This window comes from Marinimicrobium locisalis (assembly GCF_039822625.1).
Taxonomy (GTDB): domain Bacteria; phylum Pseudomonadota; class Gammaproteobacteria; order Pseudomonadales; family Cellvibrionaceae; genus Marinimicrobium; species Marinimicrobium locisalis.
The window spans coordinates 23,722-44,423 of sequence record NZ_JBDLLG010000032.1; the positions used below are offsets into that span (position 1 = coordinate 23,722).

Here is a 20,702-nt window from a genome sequence, read left to right on the forward strand (position 1 = left end):
GTATAGCCATCAATAAGGCGATCATCAACACGGGGGCGGCGGGGGAGTAAAGGGATTTTGGAATATCGGCCGGGCAGGGTTATAGCTTTAAATGATGCGGGAGGGCAACCTTCACGAAGGAGTGGGTACGGTTTTTGAACCAAGCAGAACATCTTGAGTCTGAGGTTTCTTCGCTTCCATGCCACCAATAGCCTATAAAGGAAAGGACTATGGTACGACTTATTGTAGGAACATCGCTCGCTATTGCTTTCATCAGCGACTTTCCCGTAGCCGGGAGGGAGAGGTGGAGTATTTTGGGCTAAAGTTCAGGTGCGTTTAATAGGTTCTGGTCTCCACCTCTGAACGGTAAAGATGAGATTCGTGGTTAGTCACGGCTGGCATAAATATTTCTCTAATGTGCGAGGGCGGGAAACGAGCTATGTCTGAGGCACTCTGGTTTTTGATTGTGGGCGGGTTGCTGCTTGCGCGGGGCTTAACGGAAACCGTGCTTGAGCGCTCCCCTATTACCCCGGCCATGCTCTACCTAGCGCTCGGGTTGCTGCTCGGCCCCACCTTGCTGAACCTGTTTCACTTCAACCCACTCAAGGAGGCCGGGTTACTTAAGACGCTGACCGAAATAGTGGTTCTTATTTCACTGTTCTCGGCAGGTGTCAAAATGCCAGCGCCCATTAGCTTTTTCCGTTGGCGCGCGCCCTTGCTGCTGGCCTCAGTCTCTATGACGTTGACGGTCGGGATGGTGGCCGTTTTTGCTCACTATGTTCTCGGGTTGCCGCTGGGGGCCGGGATTTTGTTGGGTGCCGTACTTGCTCCCACCGATCCGGTGCTGGCCACCGATGTTCAGGTGCGTCACCCCGGTGACCGTGAGCCACTGCGGTTTACGCTGACCTGCGAAGCCGGGATGAATGACGGCAGTGCCTTTCCCTTTGTGATGCTGGGTTTGGGTATGCTGGGGTTGCACGAGCTGGGGGAATTCAGTTTGCGCTGGGTTTTGGTCGATGTATTGTGGGCAACGGTAGCCGGTACCGCAATTGGGCTCGCCTCGGGGGCGGCATTGGCCTATGGGGCACAAGGCCTGCGTAGCTCTCAAACCAACTATCGGCTTTTGGACAATTTTCTCGGCCTGGGCCTGATTGGCGTGGCTTATGGGTTGAGCCTGCTCGTCGATGCCTGGGGGTTCCTGGCGGTATTCTTCGCGGCGGTCAGTTTGCGGCAAACCGAGCTCAAACTGGTCGAGGGGGAGTCGGAAAAACCGTCTCGGGTACGGCCTAGCTCGCAGCTGGATGCGGAAAACGTCCGTTTGGCGGATCATGCCTCACAATCGGTCAGCGGGGGTTCACTAGTCTTCAAGGAGCATTTGGAGCGCCTGTCGGAAATGATGCTTGTGCTGCTCATTGGGGGTACGCTGTTTCTGAACTCCTGGAGCCTGCGGGCAGTGGGCTTAGCGTTGTTTGTATTCTTGGTCGCGCGTCCGGTCAGCGTGTTTATAGGGTTGGTCGGAACACGAACATCCTGGCAGTTACGCGGTTTGGTGGGGTGGTTCGGTGTCCGAGGTATCGGCTCCCTGTTCTATCTGATGTTTGCCATCCAGCATGGCCTACCCGAGGAGCTTGCTTTGGAAATGGTGGGTTTGACGCTGATTGTGGTGACGCTATCCATTCTCATTCACGGTATCAGTGTCAAGCCGTTGATGACTCGTTTCATGAAGGACTAAGCCCCGGAATATCGTGCTTCTTTAATCTGGAAGAACACAGTTTATGGTTTCTTTTTGGATATTGAACGCGAAAAGAAAGGCACCACATAGAGCACCAACCACGCCAAAACCGTACACAGAACCGCCGTCTGCTCGCGCCCCAGGCCAACCGCGATCCCTATGGCTGTCGTAAACCAAATGCCGGCCGCCGTCGTAAGCCCGGAGGCATCTTTTTCACTTCTTCCCGTAATGATGGTGCCGGCGCACAAAAAGCCAATACCGGCAACAACGCCTTGGATAACGCGACTCATCTCCGAATCGGAAATGCCTGCTTGCTGAGGAATAAAGATGAACAGCGCCGCACCCATACAAACCAACATATGCGTCCGTATGCCCGCGGCCTTGCCGCGCAGTTCTCGCTCGAAGCCGAGCAGCCCCCCTAACAGGGCGGCGAGTAGCAGTCGAACGATAACGATGACGAGCTCTCTAAGGTCATTAAAGTCCGAAAACTCGAAGCTAATGATTTCTCCGACCATCTCCATTGCGTTGCTCCTATAGGTCTTCCCGTTGGAAGGTAGTTTCCGTACATTACTTGACTACCCAACATTAGGCAATCGGGCCTTAGTGCAAACGGGTGGAGCTGGGAATGGATCAGAGGGCCCCTATATTCGAAATACCGCAACCGCCTTGTGCAGGCTAATGGTATTCTGAGAAATATCGCAACCAGCTTCTTTGGCCGCTCGAACTTCCCCGGATAAGTTCTCAATCAACTGGTGAATGCTTTGAGCACCTTCGGCTATGCTGATGCTGGCCGCATTTTGCTGCTCCGCAGCGCTAAGCAGCGTGGCGTTGGACTGGGTGAGTTTATCGATACGGCTACTCGAGGTGTCAAGCTCTTGCACGGCCATCTGAATTTTGTCGGCACTGTCTTGGGCATGGCTCATGGATTGCTTCATTACGGCTACCGCCTCTTTACTGCTGGCTTGAAGTTGCGTCATGGTGTCGGCGATGAGTTTGGTGGAGTCTCGGGTTCGAGTGGCAAGGGAGCGCACCTCATCGGCCACGACCGCAAACCCCCGGCCCTGCTCACCGGCCCGAGCGGCTTCAATAGCGGCATTCAGGGCAAGTAGGTTGGTTTGTTCGGCAATATCATTAATGACCTTCAATATGCCGGACACTTCACTGGTGTTCTTGGAAAGGGAGCTCGCCGTTTCCTCCGACTGAGCGAGCATACCGCTGAGTTCATATATGGCTTGGCGGCTGGAGGAAAGGTTTTCGGTGGCGTTTTTATTGGCGGCCAGTGAAGCGTTGGCTTCTTCGTAAGCGTTGGTCATTTCAGTGACCATGTGAGCGATAGTCCCGGACATTTCTTCCGTGGCACTGGCAATCGCGCAAGTTTTCTTATGTTCCTCCTGAGTTAGATTGTCAATAAGGGAAAGCTTAGCCATTAGGTGACTGAGTTTGGTTTTCACATCATCGGCGGTATTGATAGCGCCGCCCAATGTGGTTTGCAGGGAGTCCATTAGTCGGTTGAAGCACTGCCCCAGAGGGTTTTTTTGATCCAGTCGAACGGTCAGGTTGTGCTGACCGTCGTTACTGCTGTCGACGGTTCCCAGGGCCTGGGCCAGTTCATAATCGGACTTGGCATTGCCCGCCAGCCACGCCAATACACCGCACTCGACGGCCAGATAGGTGGCGTGCAATGCAACAATTCCCAATGAGCAGTTCTCTGGAGAATAAAATTGAATGCCGGCCCACTGGTGGTGCTGGGCTATAAACAGGGCCACGTGGGCAATCGCCCCGAACACCAAATGAGTTAGGAACACCCAGGGGTCTCGGTACACAAAAAACACCGCGGGTATGACAAAGTAGCCAAAATGGGCTTCAATCATGCCACCGCTTTGCAGCACCTGGACGCTGGTCATGATGCTTAGGGCCGCGGCCAGAACGTGCCGCGACATGCCATGCCCGGCGAACAGCGTGCCCGCCAGGGCGGCAATAGGAAGGAGTATCACCCCCGAGACCAGCGCCAGAGACCAATTGCCATTTGCGGCAATCCAGCCCAGGCAACCGAGCCAGTACAAGCAGGTTAACTTAAAGATTAGACGATCGACGTCGGGGCGGCTGGCATGGGTTTTATCGGTTATCATTTTCACCTCCGAATTGTGTTGGAAACAGCATGCCCTGCAGGCTTCTAAGACAGAATAGACGACAAAATACGGCTATGCATAAAACTCCCAAAAATAAACCCGCGCTCCGAACGCGCGCCTACATCAAGTTACCGTTAACATCGCGCTCAAACCCCGTTCTCTTCGGTGAGTCTGCTATTGCCTTAATAAGTTGTCGTCCAGAGGGCTCGGTTCTTTAGCCACTTGAGCTGCTTGCCCTCACACCACTACTTCCTGCTATACGTGACCCAGGCATTGCCGGGTTTCGTCCCGGTCTTCCGAGAGTTAGCCGTTGCCGGTGGTGCTGCCAAGGCACACGCGCTCTCCCGAGGCGTTTAGGGAGAGCTTTCAAAGGGAAGGGACCGATGAGAGAGGGTGGTTCACTAACCCATGTCCAATCCAGGGGCGCTTTGCAGATCAGAGGCTTGCGATTGGCTTTGCCATATCAGTGCCTGGTCCGACGTAGTTGCGCCAGTCGCGCCAGCCAGTTCCCATCCTGGGATTTTCGACAGGCCTCCTCGCTGTCGAACTGAAGGCACGCCGGCATGAGCTGGGAGGGAAGACCCGCCTGCTCAAGCGCGGACTGGGTCAATTCCTGCATACGCCGGCCGTCACCCTTGGCCAGTGCCCGGTCAAGATCCGCCTGGGTGTCGAAAATCCAGGTAACTCGAAGCCCGGCCGGGAATGACTGGTTGCCGTTGTCGTGCGTTAGCCAGCTGAAGCCCGGTATTTCCGCCTTGGCGACTTCACAGGCCTCAGTCAATGTCTTAATGAGTTGGCGCTCCATCTGATTTTGTCTGCGTTTGCTTGTTGCCATAATATATGCCTCCTTCCGGTAAGTGATCGTACAGCACTTTTACTCCTGGACGAGCACTACCCGTGGAGGGTATGGGGGCGAGGCGATCCACCAGCAGTTTACCCGGTCAGTGGAATGCTGCAGGTTTGGGTGATGCAGTGTCGCCGATCCTCGTAGGAGCGGAGAATCAAATCCGACATAGTTTACTCTGGGGGCCTGGAGCCGGACAGATAACGGTTCACTTCAATAAGAGTATGTTATAACATAACGTTAACTGTTCCAGCAAAACGGTGTTGTCATGACTCACTATCCTAACGGTTTACCCCGCCCCCTGGTCATTGAGGGTGATCAGGCCGAATGCCTGACAAACATCTTTCGTGACGACATCAATTTGGCTATTTGGCGGCGCTCGCTAAGGCCCAAAATCGTGCAGTTTGTTGAAGCATTGGTCCAGCGGGCAGGAAAGCTGGAGCGCTTTACTAGCCTGGAACCTACCCAAAGTGTGGCGGGGATACTGCCAGCCTGGGCCCAGGCACTGGAGGGAGTAGAGGACTGGCTGGCGGATGTGGAGCAGTTGGTGAACATGTACCGTTGTTTATTTGAGCCTGCGGCCGTGGGCGTGCGTCTGCACGTCATTGAATCCCCCATGTGCCCGCGTTTTCATGTGGATCGGGTACCCGTCCGGCTGTTGTGCACCTACCAGGGCGCCGGTACCGAATGGTTGCCCGAGCCCCTGGCCAAACGCCCAATAAAGCCTGGACCACTCCCGGAACAACCAGTGAAAAACCACCAGCTCCTACGGCTGCCGATGGGTGCCGTTGCTCTGCTAAAAGGCGAGGCCTGGGAGGGTAATGAAGGGCGCGGAGTGGTCCACCGCTCGCCACCCCCTGAAGAGGGGGCGCGAGTGGTGCTGGGAGTGGACTGGCTCGCTTGACGGACAAGCGACACAAAAGCGCTGGGCCTCTGGGTGGTGATCGGAACAGCGCTGTCGGAGAGTCTCAACCGACTTTGTCTCCCGCCTAGCAGTGGCCCAGCTTCAGCCACGCATCATAGGGACCCGAATAGCTCTCGGGGTTCACTCCCCGCACCTGCCATTTCGTTTGGTACTTTACGTGCTGGTATTGCACCTTCTGGCCTTCGGGGTAGCTTTCTTCGGCATTCCAGGTCGGTAGGCCGAGGCAGGTGTTGGTACCGGGCCTCTCACTGGATAAGCTGCTGCTCGATGAGCTCGATGAGCTCGACGCGCGGTATTCGTCCACTCGCTTCCATACGGCATAGGGGCCCGAGTGTTCTTCCGGGCTCTTTTCGGTGATCCACCATCGAGCTTCGTAAATCACTCCCTGATACATTACTTGTTGTCCTTCGGTGTAAATCTCCTCTGTCTGCCACTGGGGAATGCCTTCACTGCTGCTAGCGGAGCTGTTGCTTGAGGACGAACTGCCAGGAGTGATGCCACCACCGGTCACCACCAGAGCGTACACGGCGTCCACTTCATTAGTCGCTAAATGTGCATCTTGCACGATTTCATCGCCGCGAATCTCCAAAATCCAAGTTCCAGTCAAGGGGGCTTCGATAAATACATTCTCTACCGTATCGACAATATTTGGCTGCCCTTGTGAAGTCGACCAGTTTCCATTTAAAAGCCCGCTGTTGCCCCAATACTCGGTGCCATCTGGCGAGATCACTTTTAACGTAAGGTCATTGACTCTGTGGATTGTGGCGCTGGGGCTGCCGGCTGGATCTTTATAAACCATCGTCACGCGTAGGGGGTCACCGCCAGAGGCCGACAACGTATACCGGTGGTTCTCGAAAGGAGACAAAGGCTTGGTTTCGTCAACCAACAGGGGCAACTGCCAATTGTTGTTTTCGGCCCTTTCGTATAAGTGACGCACATTGGCCGCGCCCCATCCTTGATGCGTGCGCGCCATGTCGTGCTCGGGGCCGGAAAAGGCGTATTGGAAAGCCGTATTAATCAACAGCGCCTTGGCCGTGGTGGCATGGGGGCGGCTGGCAAATACATCGCGGCCCAAGCCGGGTCCACCCTCAAAAACGCCGTCGGCCCAGAGCTGGAAAAGAAGCCCGAAGTGTCCGGCGGTAATGGGTGTGGAGCCACTGGTGCCCCCAAAGGTTCTGTAGTTACCAGAGCTGCTGGTGGTCCAAATTGAGTCGTAAAAGTGCGACAGGTCTGGCTTGATGCGGCCGTCGGCGGCCGGGCCGGTGCTGGCGCCATTAGCCCACCGGTGTCGGTCTTTGTCGAGGCTATTGTAGTGATGAAAACCGCCGACCGAGACAATGTTCTTTGCCCAAGCCTCGGGTCGGGAGTCCGGGGTGCCCGCGTTGGATTGTGACTGAGTAATCAGTAGGTCATGTTTAAAAATAATCTCGTCCATTTGCGCGGAAATACTGGTATAAGCGCGGGTGCGACCGTGGCCCCAACTGTTGGTTTGGAACACCGCCCGGTAATTCCCATCGGGGTTCACCAGGCGTGCGGTGTGGGCCTCCCGGTCCTCCAACTCAACGTAGCTGGCAATAATGGGTTGCTGCGCATCCGGGAGTATGCCTCGCGCTCGAGGGTCGTTTGTGCCATCGCCAAAAACAATTCCGTATACCGAGGTGCCGTGCGTGTACTGGGCGGACTCGGGCCCGTGCAGAAGAGGCGGTCGGGACTGAAAATCGGAGTGGCTGGCAAGCAGGCCGTCGTCGAGCACCTCGGCACGCACTCCCTCACCGGTGTAACCCGGTAGTTGAACCGTTTCCAAAAAGTTCGCGCCGCCGTACTCACGCACCAGGTTCATGTCGCTTTCCCTTGGCGTCCAGAGCTCCACGTGCTCCACCTCCGGCCGACTGGCCAATTGCAGCAGCATATTGGGTGAGACTTCAATATCCCATAGTTTTGATGACAGTTTTTGCGATACACGGCCCCCCATTGAGAGAATATGATTACGCATAGCGCTACCGTATTCCTCGTTCAATAAGAGCAGGCGATACGTATTCAAGCCCTCGTAATCGGCGGCCGTCAAAAGCTGAGCCTGCAACGCCGGGGCTATTTTGTGATCGAGCCGGTACTCACCTACCCAGCGCACCAGAGGTAGAGCCTGGATATGGCTTAAAGTGTTTGCATCCATCGTTACCAGCAAGGCTTGATGCGGCAGGGAACGGTGAATGTGCCCCCCCAGGGCTTGAATGTGTTCTTGTAGGTGGGGGAGGGCCTGCGTTTTGAACTGGACGATGAAGGTATTGATCTCCCTGTCCGTCGGGTCACCCTCGCTTGCCGCTAAATTCAACAGATCGACATTGCGAGGCTCCTCATCCTGCAGGGGGTCGAAGCTCCCTATGCGTAGATGTAGCCTCATGCGTTGAGGCATTGCGTCGCTTAATGATTCACCATCCGTGGTCACTCTGTAAGAGCTGTCATCCAGAATAACCACTGCGTCGGCTGAATCCTGTTCCGGCCGTTGAATGGAGATGATTTCCTGATTGCCATCAACTTCCTGTCGAATCTGTTCCATTTCATCGCTGTCTACAGTCGCTGAAGCTGACAAACTGACGCCAACCATCAAGGCCAACCCCAGAGTTATCGGCGTCCATTCCTTCACTAACATACAAGCCTCCCAGGAAGTGTAATGAGACATATTGTCTAATGAGAGTCTGTCTCAACAATGCATAAGCATACGCTACTTGAGCTCTGCGGCTCAATAGCCAATACGTTTTCCTCGATCTTAAAGCAGTTGTATTAACGCAGCGTTTCAAATTCCGATGCCGATCCCACTGCACACGCATCGGGTTACTGATCTCAGGTGCTAAAGGGAATAGGTCTTGCGAGCTCGAAGGTCAGTGAGAAGGTTTCACCCAGCGAAAGGCTCGTCTCAACTCGGCAGTTCCGTTGGATTCATACCAGCGCCCGTGCGCAATGATGACCTTTTCCGGATTCCACGCCAGGATACTATCGAGGGCTTTTCTCAAACAGTGGTGCCGGCCAACGTAGCTGAGTCGCAGGTCAATCGGCAGCTTGCCGTCAGGATGCAAAACACCTCCCAGTTTCATCAGCGCTCGCAGGACGCCTGAATGCACATAGCGCGGCTCAAAATTCTCTATCAAATCGGCCAAAATCAATGTACGGGACTTCTTGTGAAAAAACACGACCTCCTCCAGCACCCGGCTTCCTTTAACCACCAATTGGTCTATATCGTCTCGCCACGCCTTTTCGGGGCAGTCCGAAAGGTCTTTGTCGAAACTCCACTCCAGCGCTTTCACGGCCCGGTGGGCGCCAGGAGAAGCCCACTTGAGTGCGTTTGGGTAGGCCTTCCCCCAATCGCCGATCCACCAGTAGTGAATCCGGTTGGGTGAAACCAAATGCTCGACCGGCCCCAAACCGTCGACCTGCTGTTTGAGTGTATCCGTAAGCGCCACGGGCGAATGCACAAACAAGCCGCCGGATGAAAGCCGGATGATCGTCATTCGTGTTGGAAATTCGACCCCTTTAAAATCGATCAAGGGGCCATCAGCGATCCAGATATTGTTCGATACCGGTTTAAGGATCTGAAGCGGTTCGTAAACGTCCATATTGTGGCTCTTAAGTTCTTTAACATTGTTATGGTGGGGTTTGGAGGTCTCTTAGTTATCTCGAATTGTTTGGGTGCTGAGGAGAAAGAGGGGCCAAAGCCCCTTTGTATTCTCACCAGTCTTCGTTGTACAACAACAAAAGGCTGCCGCCGCTGAGGGCGCTGCCGTAATTCATCATCACACTAACCCCCAGGTTGTCCAGCCACTCCGGGTCGCCTTCCATATCAAACAACCAGCCAACGCCGATCTGGTAGTAACGGTCCGCTCCCAGCGTGCGGGTCACATCGCCGCCCACATCGATGCGACGGGCCAGCACCCGCAGCTTGTTCGAGGTATTCAGCACGTCTGGTAAATCCCAGTAGGCCGTAATACCGTTGGCCCAGCTCCAGGTGGTGGGCTCAACATTGTCCAGCCCCTGGGCGGTGCTGAGGGTGTCGCCGGCGTAGTAGCTGTAGGTGCTTTGATACTTCCAAGGCACGCCGCGGAACTTGCCGTTGTAGGTGAACCGCGCTCGCACCTCTCCCATCAGTGCGGTGGCGGCGGTGTCGGACACCAGGCCTGCAATATCCTCACGCCCGGCGGGTAATAAGGACGTGCTGGCTTGGTAGCTATTCTGGTAACGCAGGAGGTGAAGGCCGGCGCCAGCATCGAGTTGCCATTTCTCGGTGAGCGTATGGGAAAGCCCCCCTCCCAGGTAGCCGCCGTAAACGCGATCTCTGTTTTCGTCCGAGGTGTCTTGTTCGGATGGCGTCGCATCCTGCTCCTCCGGTTCGGGAGCCCCGCGGATGATGTTCTGCTTGGTTCGAAGAAAGCTCAGCCGGGCTTCAATATAGGGGACCAGTCGGCTTTCTTCGGGCGCCAGCTTCCACTGCCACGGCAAGGCAAAGGTGGTAACGCTATCCCGCCGACTGATCGACTCTTCCGTGCCGAACTGATCCTCGTCCACCGGTATGAAAGAACCGGGATCAAACGAGAGCAAGCCGAGGGTCAACACCTCGGTATCGGTCAATACCACCGAGGTGGCAAAGGCCGATTCCGCCTGGCGTTCGGCGAGCTTCGCCGCGCTTTCCCCATCCGCCGTTTGGGCACTGCCTGTCGCACACCAGAAGCATGACGCCAGCGCCATTAACCACCGAGGCCGGTGCCCGCCCACTTTCAGGCTCATGAACCAGTCTCCTTTGTTGAGAGTGTGTAACTGAAGGTGCGCTCAAGCGCAGGGTTGGTTTCAGTCTAGGGGGTGGCCGTGTAAAGTACAAACCGGGCACAAAGGCCGGCTCCGGGGGTCGAGCGCATAGCCAGAAATGACGGAATTGCATATGTCACTACAGAGCAGGCCTGCGTTCAACAACCTTTCGTTGACGGGCATGGTTGGTCTCCGTCATATTGCTGTCACTTGGCTCCTCGATACTCAGGCCATTTGATGTATCGAGGAGCTTTCAATGCCAAATGTATCCAGACGTGGTTTCGTCCGTGCCGGACTATTCGGGCTCGGCGGTATTTATGTCTCATCCGCCCTGACCGGTTGCGGTGGGAGTGACGATAACGGCCCTGAATTGGGCATGGGTCGCTTTGCTCACGGCGTCGCATCTGGCGATCCCCTGGCGGACAGTGTCATCCTCTGGACTCGGGTGACCCCCGCCAACAGCGGCGACGACTCCGTGCGGGTGAGTTGGAAAATCGCCCGGGACCGGGCGTTCCGTGAGATCGTCACCGAAGGCTCGGGCGAGGCGCACATTTCACGGGACTTTACCGTCAAGGTGGACGTTCGGGACTTGAATCCGGATACGCACTATTACTACCGCTTCAATACCGCGACAGAGTCCTCTCCCATCGGTCGAACTCGTACGCTCCCGCAGAACTCGAGCGAGCGCCTGCAACTGGCGGTGGTCTCATGCTCCAACTACCCCGCCGGGTTTTTCCATGTGTACGATGCCATCGCCGACACGGAACTTGATCTGGTGCTGCACCTGGGTGACTACATTTACGAGTATGGTATCGATGGCTATGCCTCCGAGGAGGCGGGGCAGTTGGGCCGGCAGTCACTTCCTGAGGGAGAGCTGTTCACACTGGATGACTACCGCACCCGCTATGCCCAATACCGCTCGGACCCCGACCTTCAAAAAGCCCATGCGGCACACCCGTTCCTCGTCGTATGGGACGACCACGAAATCGCCAACGACACCTATAACAACGGTGCGGAAAACCACAACGAAGGGGAGGGCGATTTCGATCAACGCAAAATGGCCGCCATGCGCGCTTACTTCGAATGGCTGCCCATTCGCCCCGAGTCCGCAGCCACCGATGATGACCTGGTCATGCCCTCCAGCATCTTCCGTCAATTCCAGTGGGGGGATCTGGTCAATATTCTGATGCTGGATACCCGGAACGAATCGCGGGCCAAGCCTCTGGCCATTTCAGAATACTTCGATTCCAGCACCAGCGCCTTTGACTTTGAAGGGCTGTTTGGTGATATCAACGATCCGTCCCGAGCGTTGCTCGGTCCCCGACAACTCGAGTGGTTGGGCACGGCGATGGCCACCTCGACCGCCACCTGGCAATTGCTGGGGCAGCAGGTGCTGATGGGGCGTATGTACTTGCCCTTTGCCATCGCCACCCAGCAAATGAGCATTCCCGACTACGCCGAACTCGCACCCCTGGCGTTGCTAGCCGCACGCGCCCGGCAAAACGACCCGACGCTGACCGAAGACGAGCTGGCCTACCTTCAGGCCAACCAGGAAAAGCTGACCCCCGACGTGTTGGCCCTGCTTCAAGCCCCCGGCATCCCCTACAACCTGGATGCGTGGGACGGCTACGGCGCCGCCCGCGAGAAAGTGCTGCAATTGGCACGGCAAGCCAACGCCAAGCTGGTGGTGGTCGCCGGCGATACCCACAACGCCTGGGCCAGCGAAATTGCCGACGCCGAGGGCACACCAGTCGGCATTGAGCTTGCGACTTCTTCGGTCAGCTCGCCGGGCCTTGAACAATACCTGGGCGTACCTCCAGAGGCCTACGCCCAAACCGAAGCGGGCATCGTCAGCCTGGTGGAAGGTTTGAAATACATGAACGCGGGTGACCGCGGTTTTCTGACCCTCGATATTACCCATGAGCGAATCGATGCCCACTGGGCGTTTGTGACCTCCATCAAGGAAAGTGAATACGCTCTGCTGACGGAGCGCTCCATGCGCATGGTGGTGGAGGCGAACAACAGCGCGAGCCTGGCAATAGAAGCAAGCTAACCATTCGTCACCCGTCAAAGTCACCGGCGTTCGGCCGCTCTGATGGCCGCAACAGCTTAGTAAGCGGTACTCGCTGATCCTTTGCAGCTACAGTGCCTCTTTCGTGCCCCTAGGCTCTCCCACCCTTAAGAGGCTGGTGGAAACTGACCGGACCTGAATGATAAAAACCGTGCTGTCACCCTGCACGCGATCGAAGCTCGGGGTCGAGGTGAGGTAGGTATGTTTCGGGGGAAAGCAGCCTCCCCTAATGGGAGGCTGCTGCTGAGGCGTAAACGTCAGATTAAGGGCTGGTGCAGTAAGGCCCGATAACGGTACCGACGAATCCACCGGCCACGTTGGTGCTGAGGTTGGTCGCATCCACGGTTTCGGCGAGCGTGTGTTGCTTCCCATTCACTTCGTAGTGTGCGTCCATTTCCCCGGCCGTGAATGCCAGAGTCAGGGTGACCTCTTCGGACTCGGGCAGTTTTGCCGACTTAATCAGCTCCCCCTCGGCGGAACCTTCTCTACGGTAAAGCGCCACCTGATCCTCGCCATCCAAGTGGGTGATGCCCAGAAAGATCAAATGCTGGTCGTTTTGAACCGCCGCGATGCCGGCTTTCTCGCCTTCGGCGCTCGGGTCAAACGAGACGGTCGTGGACACGGTGGCAATATGGTGCTGCTGGCGCCGGCCAATAAAGGAAGGCGCTTGCTCAAGATTGCCAAAGCTGTTTTCGCAGCTCAGGTGAAGGGCGCCGTTCTTGACCTCGTAAAAGGGGGCTTCGGGGTCGCGAACACCCATCCAACCCAGTGCGAGCTGCTCACCTTCGAAGTTGCTGGTGTAACCAAAATCGCCAGCGTTCGGGGGCGTGGGTTCGGACTGTTCGGGTAATTCGGGCTTTTCCATTGCAAACGGAATACGCTCCCCACGGGGCAAGATGTAGGGCCAGTCGTCTTCCCAGCGAACCGGCAGCAGGAAGGTCTCTCGTCCAATGTTGAATATATCGTTATCGTAGGGGCGAATAGCCAGGAAGGTGGCCCACCAGTCCCCGTTGGGAATCTGTACAAACTTGGCGTGGCCCGCGGCGATGATCGGGTCCTCGCGCTCAAACTCCAGGTCCCGCTGCGTCAGGATGGGGTTGTGCTCCGCCGGCTTGTAGGGGCCCCAGACATCGTCGGAGCGGAAGATGGTCTGGGAGTGGTGCACGCTGGTGCCACCCTCGGCGGCGGTAATGTAGTAGTAGCCGTTGCGCTGGATAATGTGGGGGCCTTCAATCCACACCGGCTCCTCGGAGATATCCACGCCACCGTTGATCAACTGCTTGCGCTCGCCGGTCATGGTCAGGTTTTTCCAATCAAACTCCTGAATCCAGATAGCGCGGTGACCCTCGTACCGGGGCTCTTCATTGGGCGCGCCGTTGTTGAGAATGTAGGCCTTACCGCTGTCATCCCAGTGGATGGAGGGGTCAATCCCTTCAAAGCCCAACCAGTGGGGATCCGACCAGGGGCCGGTGGGGCTGTCGGCGGTCATCACGAAGTTGCCGCCGCAATCCACGCAGGTGGAGGCCATATAGTAGGTCCCCTCGTGAAAGGAAATATCCGGGGCGAAAATCCCCCGGGAGACCTCCAGCCCGGAGAAGTCGAACTGGTCTGGCCGGTCGATGGCATTGCCAACCTGCGTCCAGTTGACCAGATCTTTCGAGTGATAAATGGGCAGCCCCGGGAAGTGGGTAAAGGAGGAGGTAACCACGTAGTAATCATCCCCCACTCGGGTCACCGTGGGGTCGGGCGCATAGCCGGAAATGACGGGGTTGCGGAATTCGCCTTCCTCAACGGTTACCTGCTCCTGGGACTCCCCCTCATAGCTAAAGCTCGTGAAGCGGGCCGATACCGTGGACGTGGCCGCCTGGGCGGAAGAGTCGCCAAGGCTCGATGAGGCCTGCTGTTCTTGACTGCTATCGCGGGTCGAATCACAGCCCGCCAGCAGGGCGACTAGCCCCATAACCGGCAATGAAATCACTTTTCTCATTCTGCGGATCCTCTAGGTACTTATAAAAACTCTGACGTTAAGTGGGACGAACGGCGCTGTTTTTGTAGCTGTTCTCGCCCTTTTGTTCTAGGTGAAATCTGTTTTTTATTTAAAAAGTAGTCGCTAAGCGTTGAATTTTACTTTGAGGGTTTTCTCAATATATTATGATAATCACATATTGTTAAACTAACTATAACGGTTCTTTCCATCGCACTCAAACCATCGCACTCAAACCATTGCACACACTAACCAATAAACATAGGAGCACGAGTGATGAAACACAAACCGTCCCAATTTCTTTGCCAAGGCCTGATGGCCGGGCTGCTCGCCTTCAGCGCCACGGTATTCGCGCAGGATGGCAAAATGTACCCCATGGAAGCACCGGAGGAGGCCACGGCCATACCGCTGGAAACCGGTGGGGTAGAGGGCCAGAGCGAGCCCGAGAGCTGGTTCCGCCAGTGGGGGGACCCCATGGCCCGCAACATCTCCAAGGCAACATTGACGCCGGTGCTGGCGGACCCCGACAAGGCGAACGGCACCTCGGTTATCGTCGCTCCGGGGGGCGGTTTTATGTGGTTGTCCATGGGCAATGAGGGCTGGGAAGTGGCCGAGGCCCTGGCCGAGCAGGGCATCAACGCGTTCGTGCTCAAATACCGCCTGCAGCCCACGGAGCCTTCACTGGAAGCGTTTGAAAAGCAGATGAACCGGCGCTTTGAGGAGGCTGGCGACGCCTCTTCTGATGAGGAGAAAGAGGCTCCAGAGCGTCCCCGTTGGGACCTTTCCAATCAGATCGAGGACGTGGAGGCCGCCTATGCCATGATGCTCAAGCGGGCGGATGAATGGGGTGTAGAGTCCGACAGAATCGGCATGCTGGGTTTCTCGGCCGGCGCGGGCCTAACCATGGGGACCACACTGGAGTCAGAGAAGGTGGACTTGGCCTTTATTGCCCCGATTTACGGCGCCATGGAGGCCGTGGACGTACCCAAAGACGCACCGCCGATGTTTGCCGCCATCGCCGCGGACGATTTTTTGTTTACCGGCGAGTTCGACTTGATTGAATCCTGGTTTGAAGCCGGCATTCCGGTGGAATTTCACCTCTACCAGAACGGTGGCCATGGCTTCGGCTTGGGTAACCCGAATCGCACCAGCAACAAGTGGTTCGACGCTTTTATGCACTGGCTGGATGTGAACGGTTTTCTGAAGGCGGAGGAAACTGAGAAAGCTAAGCAGTAAGCCACGGCAAAGGCGGGGAAGGCCACCTGGCGACCAGTCTCACTGGCTCCACGGGTGGCCTTCTTTTTTGATAAGCAGGCTTATCCCTAAGCCAGGGGCGAGGTCCATCCCTTCGTTGACTGCTCTTTAGTTGGCAGTGGCCGTGCAGTCGGGGGTCGTGAGATCGCCGTTGGAGTTGCCCTGCAGACCGAAGTTGGCAGAGTCACCGGAACCCAAGTTTGCGTTCCAGCTCAGGTTGCTTGCCACCACGTTTCCGCCTTGGGTGTCGACATTGGCGCTCCAGCTGCTGGTCACTTGCGGGTCACCTGCAAAAGCCAGCTCAACTTCCCAGCCGTTAATGGCGCTTGATCCGTTATTAACCACGGTCACATCCATCTGATAGCCGGAATTCCACTGGTTGATTCGGCTCACTTCACAGGTGACATCGCCAGTTTCCGGCGTTGGCTCGGGTTCGGGCTCCGGCTCGGGCTCCGGTTCCGGCTCGGGTTCGGGCTCCGGGTCATTGCCGACCACGCCATACGGGGCGGGCTGAGAGCGGCAGGTGCTTTCCGCTACGCAGCCTTGGTTGTTTTCCCAGCCCCAGCCGCTGCTGGTGGTGGTGCAAAGCGGATAATTGGTGCCATACCAGTTACATTCGGCGCCCGGGGTGGGCTCCGGCTCCGGTTCAGGCTCGGGCTCGGGTTCAGGCTCCGGTTCCGGCTCTGGTGTACTACCGGTGTCTTCCGGGGGGGTGCCGTTATAGCCTTCTTGCCCTTCTGGCGTCATACTCAACACAAGGTAACCATTCTGCGTGTTCACATTGGCGGGCGTGAAGTCCGCCATGTTTTCCGCGAAGGTCCAGTCGGCCGTGCCCCAGCGAGAGGCGTCCAGCGAGTTAAAGTCATCGCGCCAGCTGAGCTCGAAATTCTGGCCATCCCAAGTGTGGTACTCAAACCAGTTGATATACATGTGAACCGGTAGAATGGAGTCATCGAAGGGACCTACCCACTCTTCGATATTCGCCGCCCAGAAGTTAAAGCGTGCTTGGGCGGGGCTGGTCAGGGCGCTTGCCTGGTTGCCGTTGATTTCTCGAACCAGTTCTCCGTCAATTAACCAACGAACCTGGTCGGGTTTCCACTCCAACGTAAAGGTGTGATAGCTCTGTGCCAGAGATTCGCCGACAGGGTGTACCTGCTCGGTGGTAATTTTCTCGCCGAGGCCGGTGATGATGTTGCTTTGCCAGGCGTTGGCCCCGTCCTTACCGAGAACCTCGATATCGACCTCTTCCCAGAACACGTCCTCCATCTCAGAATCTTCCTTCCAAAGGAAAAACGCTGAAATGAGGCCACTGCCTTCGCCGGCCCGAACGCGCATCACATACTTGCCGTAGAGCTCGGAGTCTTGCGTGAATATTTCGGCCGATTTGTAAGGTTTGGCGTCAGCCACTAGTGGCGCCAACATCAGCATCGCGCACGACGGAAGGGCGCGTGCGAGTCGCCTTATAGATGAGTACATAACGAACTCCTGTAAATTCGCAGACATAGGATAGCTCGCCCCACCCCCGACAGGCTGTGTGACGCAAATCACATAAACCAAACAGCCGGGGAAGGCGCCAGCCGACGCCGTCATCCTGGGGGGAGGGGGCCTATCAATAAAGTCTCAATACCCGTTTTGCTTGAATTGAGACGCTGCGCCCTCAGGCGGTCTTGGAAGAGGTGGGGAGCGTATGGCCTGCGGATTGGTGGTCCTTCCGGTACTGGCTGGGGGTGGTGCCTACGGCCTTCTTAAAAAACCGGTGAAACGTGGCCTTACTATTAAAGCCGGCGGCCTGGGCGATATCCGAAATGGTCCATTCCTTGTACTGAGGCGCGCGAAGGTTGCGCTTTACTTCCTCAATGCGGTGACTGCTGACAAACTCATGGAAGTTCTGGTGGAAGTGCCGGTTAATGATCAACGACACCTCCCGCGGGGAGCATTGCACCTTATTGGCAAACCGTTCCAGCGTGAGCTGAGGATTTAGAAACGCCTCACCCTCTGTCATTGCCTTCGTTATTCGCTCGATTTGACGTTCGTCGATGGTGGCCTCGGAATTGGGCTTGGCGGGGGCTCTTGAACGTGTGGTTTGAGATGACTTGGGTGATTCCCGGTAAATGAGGAGCACAATAAGCGCCAGCTTGAAGTAGTTCCCGGCAATGCCCATCACGTCGCTCACATCGCCCGGGCGCAGAGTTCCGAAGAAATGGGTAATGGCTGCCCACAGCCACACGGCGGTAAATCCGCCCACCACATAAAGCTGGTCTTTGCGGACCTCCCCGTCCATTGAACGCCTGCCGCTACCTTCGGAATGGCGCTGAATAACTCGTAAACACAGAATGCCATAAACAACCGGAAGCAACTTCCTTAACGTTATAAAATCGCCGTAAAAGGCGTTCGATTGTTGATAAAGCTGTAAGTTGAGTAGCAAATCCCTCTGAACGGCGTGAGGAAAACGAAAGCACTCAATATAAAGGTACACCAGGGCCAGAACGGCTGGGAGGAAATGCAACCACTGCTTGGGCCCAAAGCGCAATTGCGGGTTTAAATGTGACTTTAGCTGCCAGTAGAGCAACGGGCCCAGCAAAAACCCCACGCCGCCGAGAAAGAGGTACAAATAGGGCACGACCGCGAATACCGGATAGCGAACAGGCTCGGCCCAAAGAATTAAGGTGTTAATGGCCACCAGGGCGTTGGTGGCGAGAAATAGGCCAAAGAAATACCCCGACTGCCTCGGGCGGCGCCAACCGCCAATATGCCTCGAGCCCAGTAGCGCACAAGCGGCGACCGTTACGATCAGCGCGATGTCATGAATATTGAACAGAACCGCTTTCATACCCGTCCACGTATTATTCTCATTGGTCAAAGCGAGCCATAAAGAGGTGAGTACCTTACTCCACTCCGCGCTCAATCGCCATGAAGCCTTTCGCAATTCCCGCGAATACCGGTCGGCTTTTCTGTGAGAGGTGAATACGGTTACAGCGCTCGAGCGCGCCTACTGGCGCATGGTTTGAATAAAGCTGTTCGCCTCCGCTATGGATTGCTTGAGATGATCCCCGGCCCTCTCATTTTGTGTACTCATCGTGAGTACATTCTCCAGCACGGATCAGGAATGGCCAAATAGCTTTTGTCGTTTGATTTTCTCTGCCACCACATCCGGAACCTGATGTTCCCAACCGGACTGGCCCGAGCCGATTTGCTCAAGCACATTCGGCGAGAAAATGTCCAGGTAGTCCTCGTTGAACCGCTCCAATTGAACGATATAGCCATTGTCCAGCAGGTGCTGGTACAAGTGGCGCAGCTGGTCGGGCACCTCCAGATTGTCGGCTCTCACCAATTGGCCTGTGGCCGGGTCGCGGAAGGGGTAGATGTAGAGCCTGACCTTGTTCTTAAACAACCGCCCGAAGCCTTCCAGTATCCCGCCGGCCAAGTCCTGGTAATAGCTCTCATCGAACAGCTCAGCCAGACTGTGAGCGCCCATGGTCACGCCAATGCGGCCACTAGTGTTGCGGCTCAAGTACGTGGCCAAGCGATGGTATTCCGGGTAATCGGAAATCAGCACCGTATGGCCCGCCGCCTCCAGCACTTCGGCGCGGCTGATGAAATCGTCCAGGTCCACATCGCCCCCGGTGTTTAGATTCTTCAGGGCCATCTCCATAATGGCCACCGTCTGGCCGGGCTCGGAGTCCGTCTCGGCCTCCATCGCGGTTAAGGCGGAGTCGAGCATATCAATATTCACATGAGTCACCGGCCGGAAGCGCCCACGCTCCACCAGCACCGCCTTCTTGCGCAGGTGCTCAGAGGGCTGAAGCACGCGCCCGTCGGCGGCAAACATGGCGGCACCGCTCAGGCCCAGCTGCACCAGGCGCAGGCTCAGAATGCGGTTGTCCACCTGCTCGAAGGCCGCGCCGGAGAAGTCCACCATATCCACTTCCAGGCGGTCCACGCTCAGGCCGTCGAGCAGCGACTGCACCAGAAGGTCCGGGTTATCGCTCAAAAAGCAGGCGCCGTAGACCAGGTTCACGCCCACCACGCCCAGCGCCTCCTGCTGCAGGGCGTTTTCGCTGTCGAGCATGCGCACGTGAATGATGATCTCACTGGCCTGGGCGCCCGGCTCTGCCTGAAAGCGTATCCCCAGCCAGCCGTGGCACTCATTGGTGCCGTGGTAGTTGCGGGCCGAGACCGTATTGGCAAAGGAGAAAAACGCCGTGCGCTCGCCCCGGCTCAGGGCCAGCCTCTCCAGGGTGAGGTCATACTCGTAGTTGAGCATGGACTCCAGCCGGTCCCGGCAGACGTAGCGCTCGCACTTGCCGTAGATGGCGTCGCTGACGGTCATATCGTACGCAGAGATGCTCTTGGCAATCGTGCCCGCCGCGCCCCCGGCCTGAAAGAACCAGCGCACCACCTCCTGGCCCGCGCCGATTTCGGCAAAGGAGCCGTACCGGCTGTCCTCAAGGTTCACTTTCAAGGCTTTTTCGCGGGGGTGCTGGGAATGCTCTGTCATGGAGTTGAATTGCTCCTCGGGCTTGGTGTCTGTGGCAAGATGCAAGCCTCATGCTAACCCAGAAGCGACGGTGTTACTATGTTGGCCACCTGGCACGTTTCCCCAGAGAGGATTAACTATGGGTTTTCTTTTTAAGTCGGCTCAAGCAGGAGCTGCCGCCCCCGGCCTGGCAGATAAGGTCTCATCGAAGAGTTATCAGCTGTATCGAGTTCCCGGCCAGCCCGAGTACGTACACTATGATAAAGCCAGAAAGCTTTACTGCATCGACGTTAACACTATTTTGACGCGGGACTTGGAGTCTCTGCCACCACCGGTACGTCGTTACCTACTCAGTCTCAAAGATCTGCCCGACGAGGCCCTTTTATTTGAAAGCGCGATAAAAAAAGAATATGCCTACAGTACAAAGTGGACCGACCGAGATCATATTCTAACTAGTGCCCGTCCATAAACGAGTAAGCCACTGAAAATACAGGGAAAATATCGATTGGAGGGTTA

15 protein-coding genes are annotated in these 20,702 nt (G+C 56.5%); 5 read left to right on the forward strand and 10 right to left on the reverse strand.

Features of this window, described 5'->3' with window-relative positions:
* Nucleotides 1-418: 418 nt before the first annotated feature.
* A complete protein-coding gene (locus AAE514_RS17055; protein WP_347332768.1) occupies nt 419-1,711 on the forward strand; it encodes a cation:proton antiporter in 1,293 nt (430 codons plus the stop codon).
* A 41-nt stretch (nt 1,712-1,752) separates the two neighbouring features.
* Here the strand turns inward: AAE514_RS17055 and AAE514_RS17060 are convergent, their stop codons facing one another.
* The 3 genes from AAE514_RS17060 to AAE514_RS17070 form a co-directional block, all read right to left on the reverse strand.
* The gene (locus AAE514_RS17060) at nt 1,753-2,232 is read right to left on the reverse strand and encodes an MgtC/SapB family protein (protein ID WP_347332769.1); all 480 of its coding nucleotides are present in this window, start codon (nt 2,230-2,232) and stop codon (nt 1,753-1,755) included.
* A 120-nt stretch (nt 2,233-2,352) separates the two neighbouring features.
* Nucleotides 2,353-3,840 (reverse strand): methyl-accepting chemotaxis protein, encoded by a 1,488-nt coding sequence (locus AAE514_RS17065; protein WP_347332770.1) that lies wholly within the window; start codon nt 3,838-3,840, stop codon nt 2,353-2,355.
* A gap of 463 nt (nt 3,841-4,303) precedes the next feature.
* Nucleotides 4,304-4,675: a hypothetical protein gene (locus AAE514_RS17070; RefSeq protein ID WP_347332771.1), complete on the reverse strand. Its 372-nt coding sequence runs from the start codon at nt 4,673-4,675 to the stop codon at nt 4,304-4,306.
* A 277-nt stretch (nt 4,676-4,952) separates the two neighbouring features.
* Between AAE514_RS17070 and AAE514_RS17075 the strand changes: the two genes are divergently transcribed.
* Nucleotides 4,953-5,588, forward strand: coding sequence for a DUF1826 domain-containing protein (locus AAE514_RS17075; protein WP_347332772.1), 636 nt, complete (start codon nt 4,953-4,955; stop codon nt 5,586-5,588).
* An 85-nt stretch (nt 5,589-5,673) separates the two neighbouring features.
* On the opposite strand, the gene AAE514_RS17080 is transcribed toward AAE514_RS17075, so the two are convergent.
* The 3 genes from AAE514_RS17080 to AAE514_RS17090 form a co-directional block, all read right to left on the reverse strand.
* Nucleotides 5,674-8,256: a S8 family peptidase gene (locus AAE514_RS17080; RefSeq protein WP_347332773.1), complete on the reverse strand. Its 2,583-nt coding sequence runs from the start codon at nt 8,254-8,256 to the stop codon at nt 5,674-5,676.
* Between the two features lie 229 nt (nt 8,257-8,485).
* Nucleotides 8,486-9,217 carry a DUF4336 domain-containing protein gene (locus AAE514_RS17085; RefSeq protein WP_347332774.1) on the reverse strand — a complete coding sequence of 244 codons (732 nt, stop codon included), beginning with the start codon at nt 9,215-9,217 and terminating at the stop codon, nt 8,486-8,488.
* 112 nt (nt 9,218-9,329) lie between these two features.
* Nucleotides 9,330-10,382 carry a Solitary outer membrane autotransporter beta-barrel domain gene (locus tag AAE514_RS17090; protein WP_347332775.1) on the reverse strand — a complete coding sequence of 351 codons (1,053 nt, stop codon included), beginning with the start codon at nt 10,380-10,382 and terminating at the stop codon, nt 9,330-9,332.
* A gap of 274 nt (nt 10,383-10,656) precedes the next feature.
* Between AAE514_RS17090 and AAE514_RS17095 the strand changes: the two genes are divergently transcribed.
* On the forward strand, nt 10,657-12,453 hold the full coding sequence (locus tag AAE514_RS17095) for an alkaline phosphatase D family protein (RefSeq protein ID WP_347332776.1): 1,797 nt from the start codon (nt 10,657-10,659) through the stop codon (nt 12,451-12,453).
* A 280-nt stretch (nt 12,454-12,733) separates the two neighbouring features.
* On the opposite strand, the gene AAE514_RS17100 is transcribed toward AAE514_RS17095, so the two are convergent.
* The gene (locus tag AAE514_RS17100) at nt 12,734-14,458 is read right to left on the reverse strand and encodes a glycoside hydrolase family 43 protein (protein WP_347332777.1); all 1,725 of its coding nucleotides are present in this window, start codon (nt 14,456-14,458) and stop codon (nt 12,734-12,736) included.
* A 273-nt stretch (nt 14,459-14,731) separates the two neighbouring features.
* Between AAE514_RS17100 and AAE514_RS17105 the strand changes: the two genes are divergently transcribed.
* On the forward strand, nt 14,732-15,691 hold the full coding sequence (locus AAE514_RS17105; RefSeq protein WP_347332778.1) for an alpha/beta hydrolase: 960 nt from the start codon (nt 14,732-14,734) through the stop codon (nt 15,689-15,691).
* A 126-nt stretch (nt 15,692-15,817) separates the two neighbouring features.
* Here the strand turns inward: AAE514_RS17105 and AAE514_RS17110 are convergent, their stop codons facing one another.
* The 3 genes from AAE514_RS17110 to AAE514_RS17120 form a co-directional block, all read right to left on the reverse strand.
* Nucleotides 15,818-17,116: a family 16 glycosylhydrolase gene (locus tag AAE514_RS17110; RefSeq protein ID WP_347332779.1), complete on the reverse strand. Its 1,299-nt coding sequence runs from the start codon at nt 17,114-17,116 to the stop codon at nt 15,818-15,820.
* A gap of 250 nt (nt 17,117-17,366) precedes the next feature.
* Nucleotides 17,367-18,539, reverse strand: a complete 1,173-nt coding sequence (locus AAE514_RS17115) for a helix-turn-helix domain-containing protein (protein ID WP_347332780.1) — start codon at nt 18,537-18,539, stop codon at nt 17,367-17,369.
* A gap of 270 nt (nt 18,540-18,809) precedes the next feature.
* Nucleotides 18,810-20,207 (reverse strand): hypothetical protein, encoded by a 1,398-nt coding sequence (locus AAE514_RS17120; protein WP_347332781.1) that lies wholly within the window; start codon nt 20,205-20,207, stop codon nt 18,810-18,812.
* A 118-nt stretch (nt 20,208-20,325) separates the two neighbouring features.
* On the opposite strand from AAE514_RS17120, the gene AAE514_RS17125 reads away from it, so the two are divergent.
* On the forward strand, nt 20,326-20,655 hold the full coding sequence (locus tag AAE514_RS17125) for a hypothetical protein (RefSeq protein WP_347332782.1): 330 nt from the start codon (nt 20,326-20,328) through the stop codon (nt 20,653-20,655).
* Nucleotides 20,656-20,702: the final 47 nt, after the last annotated feature.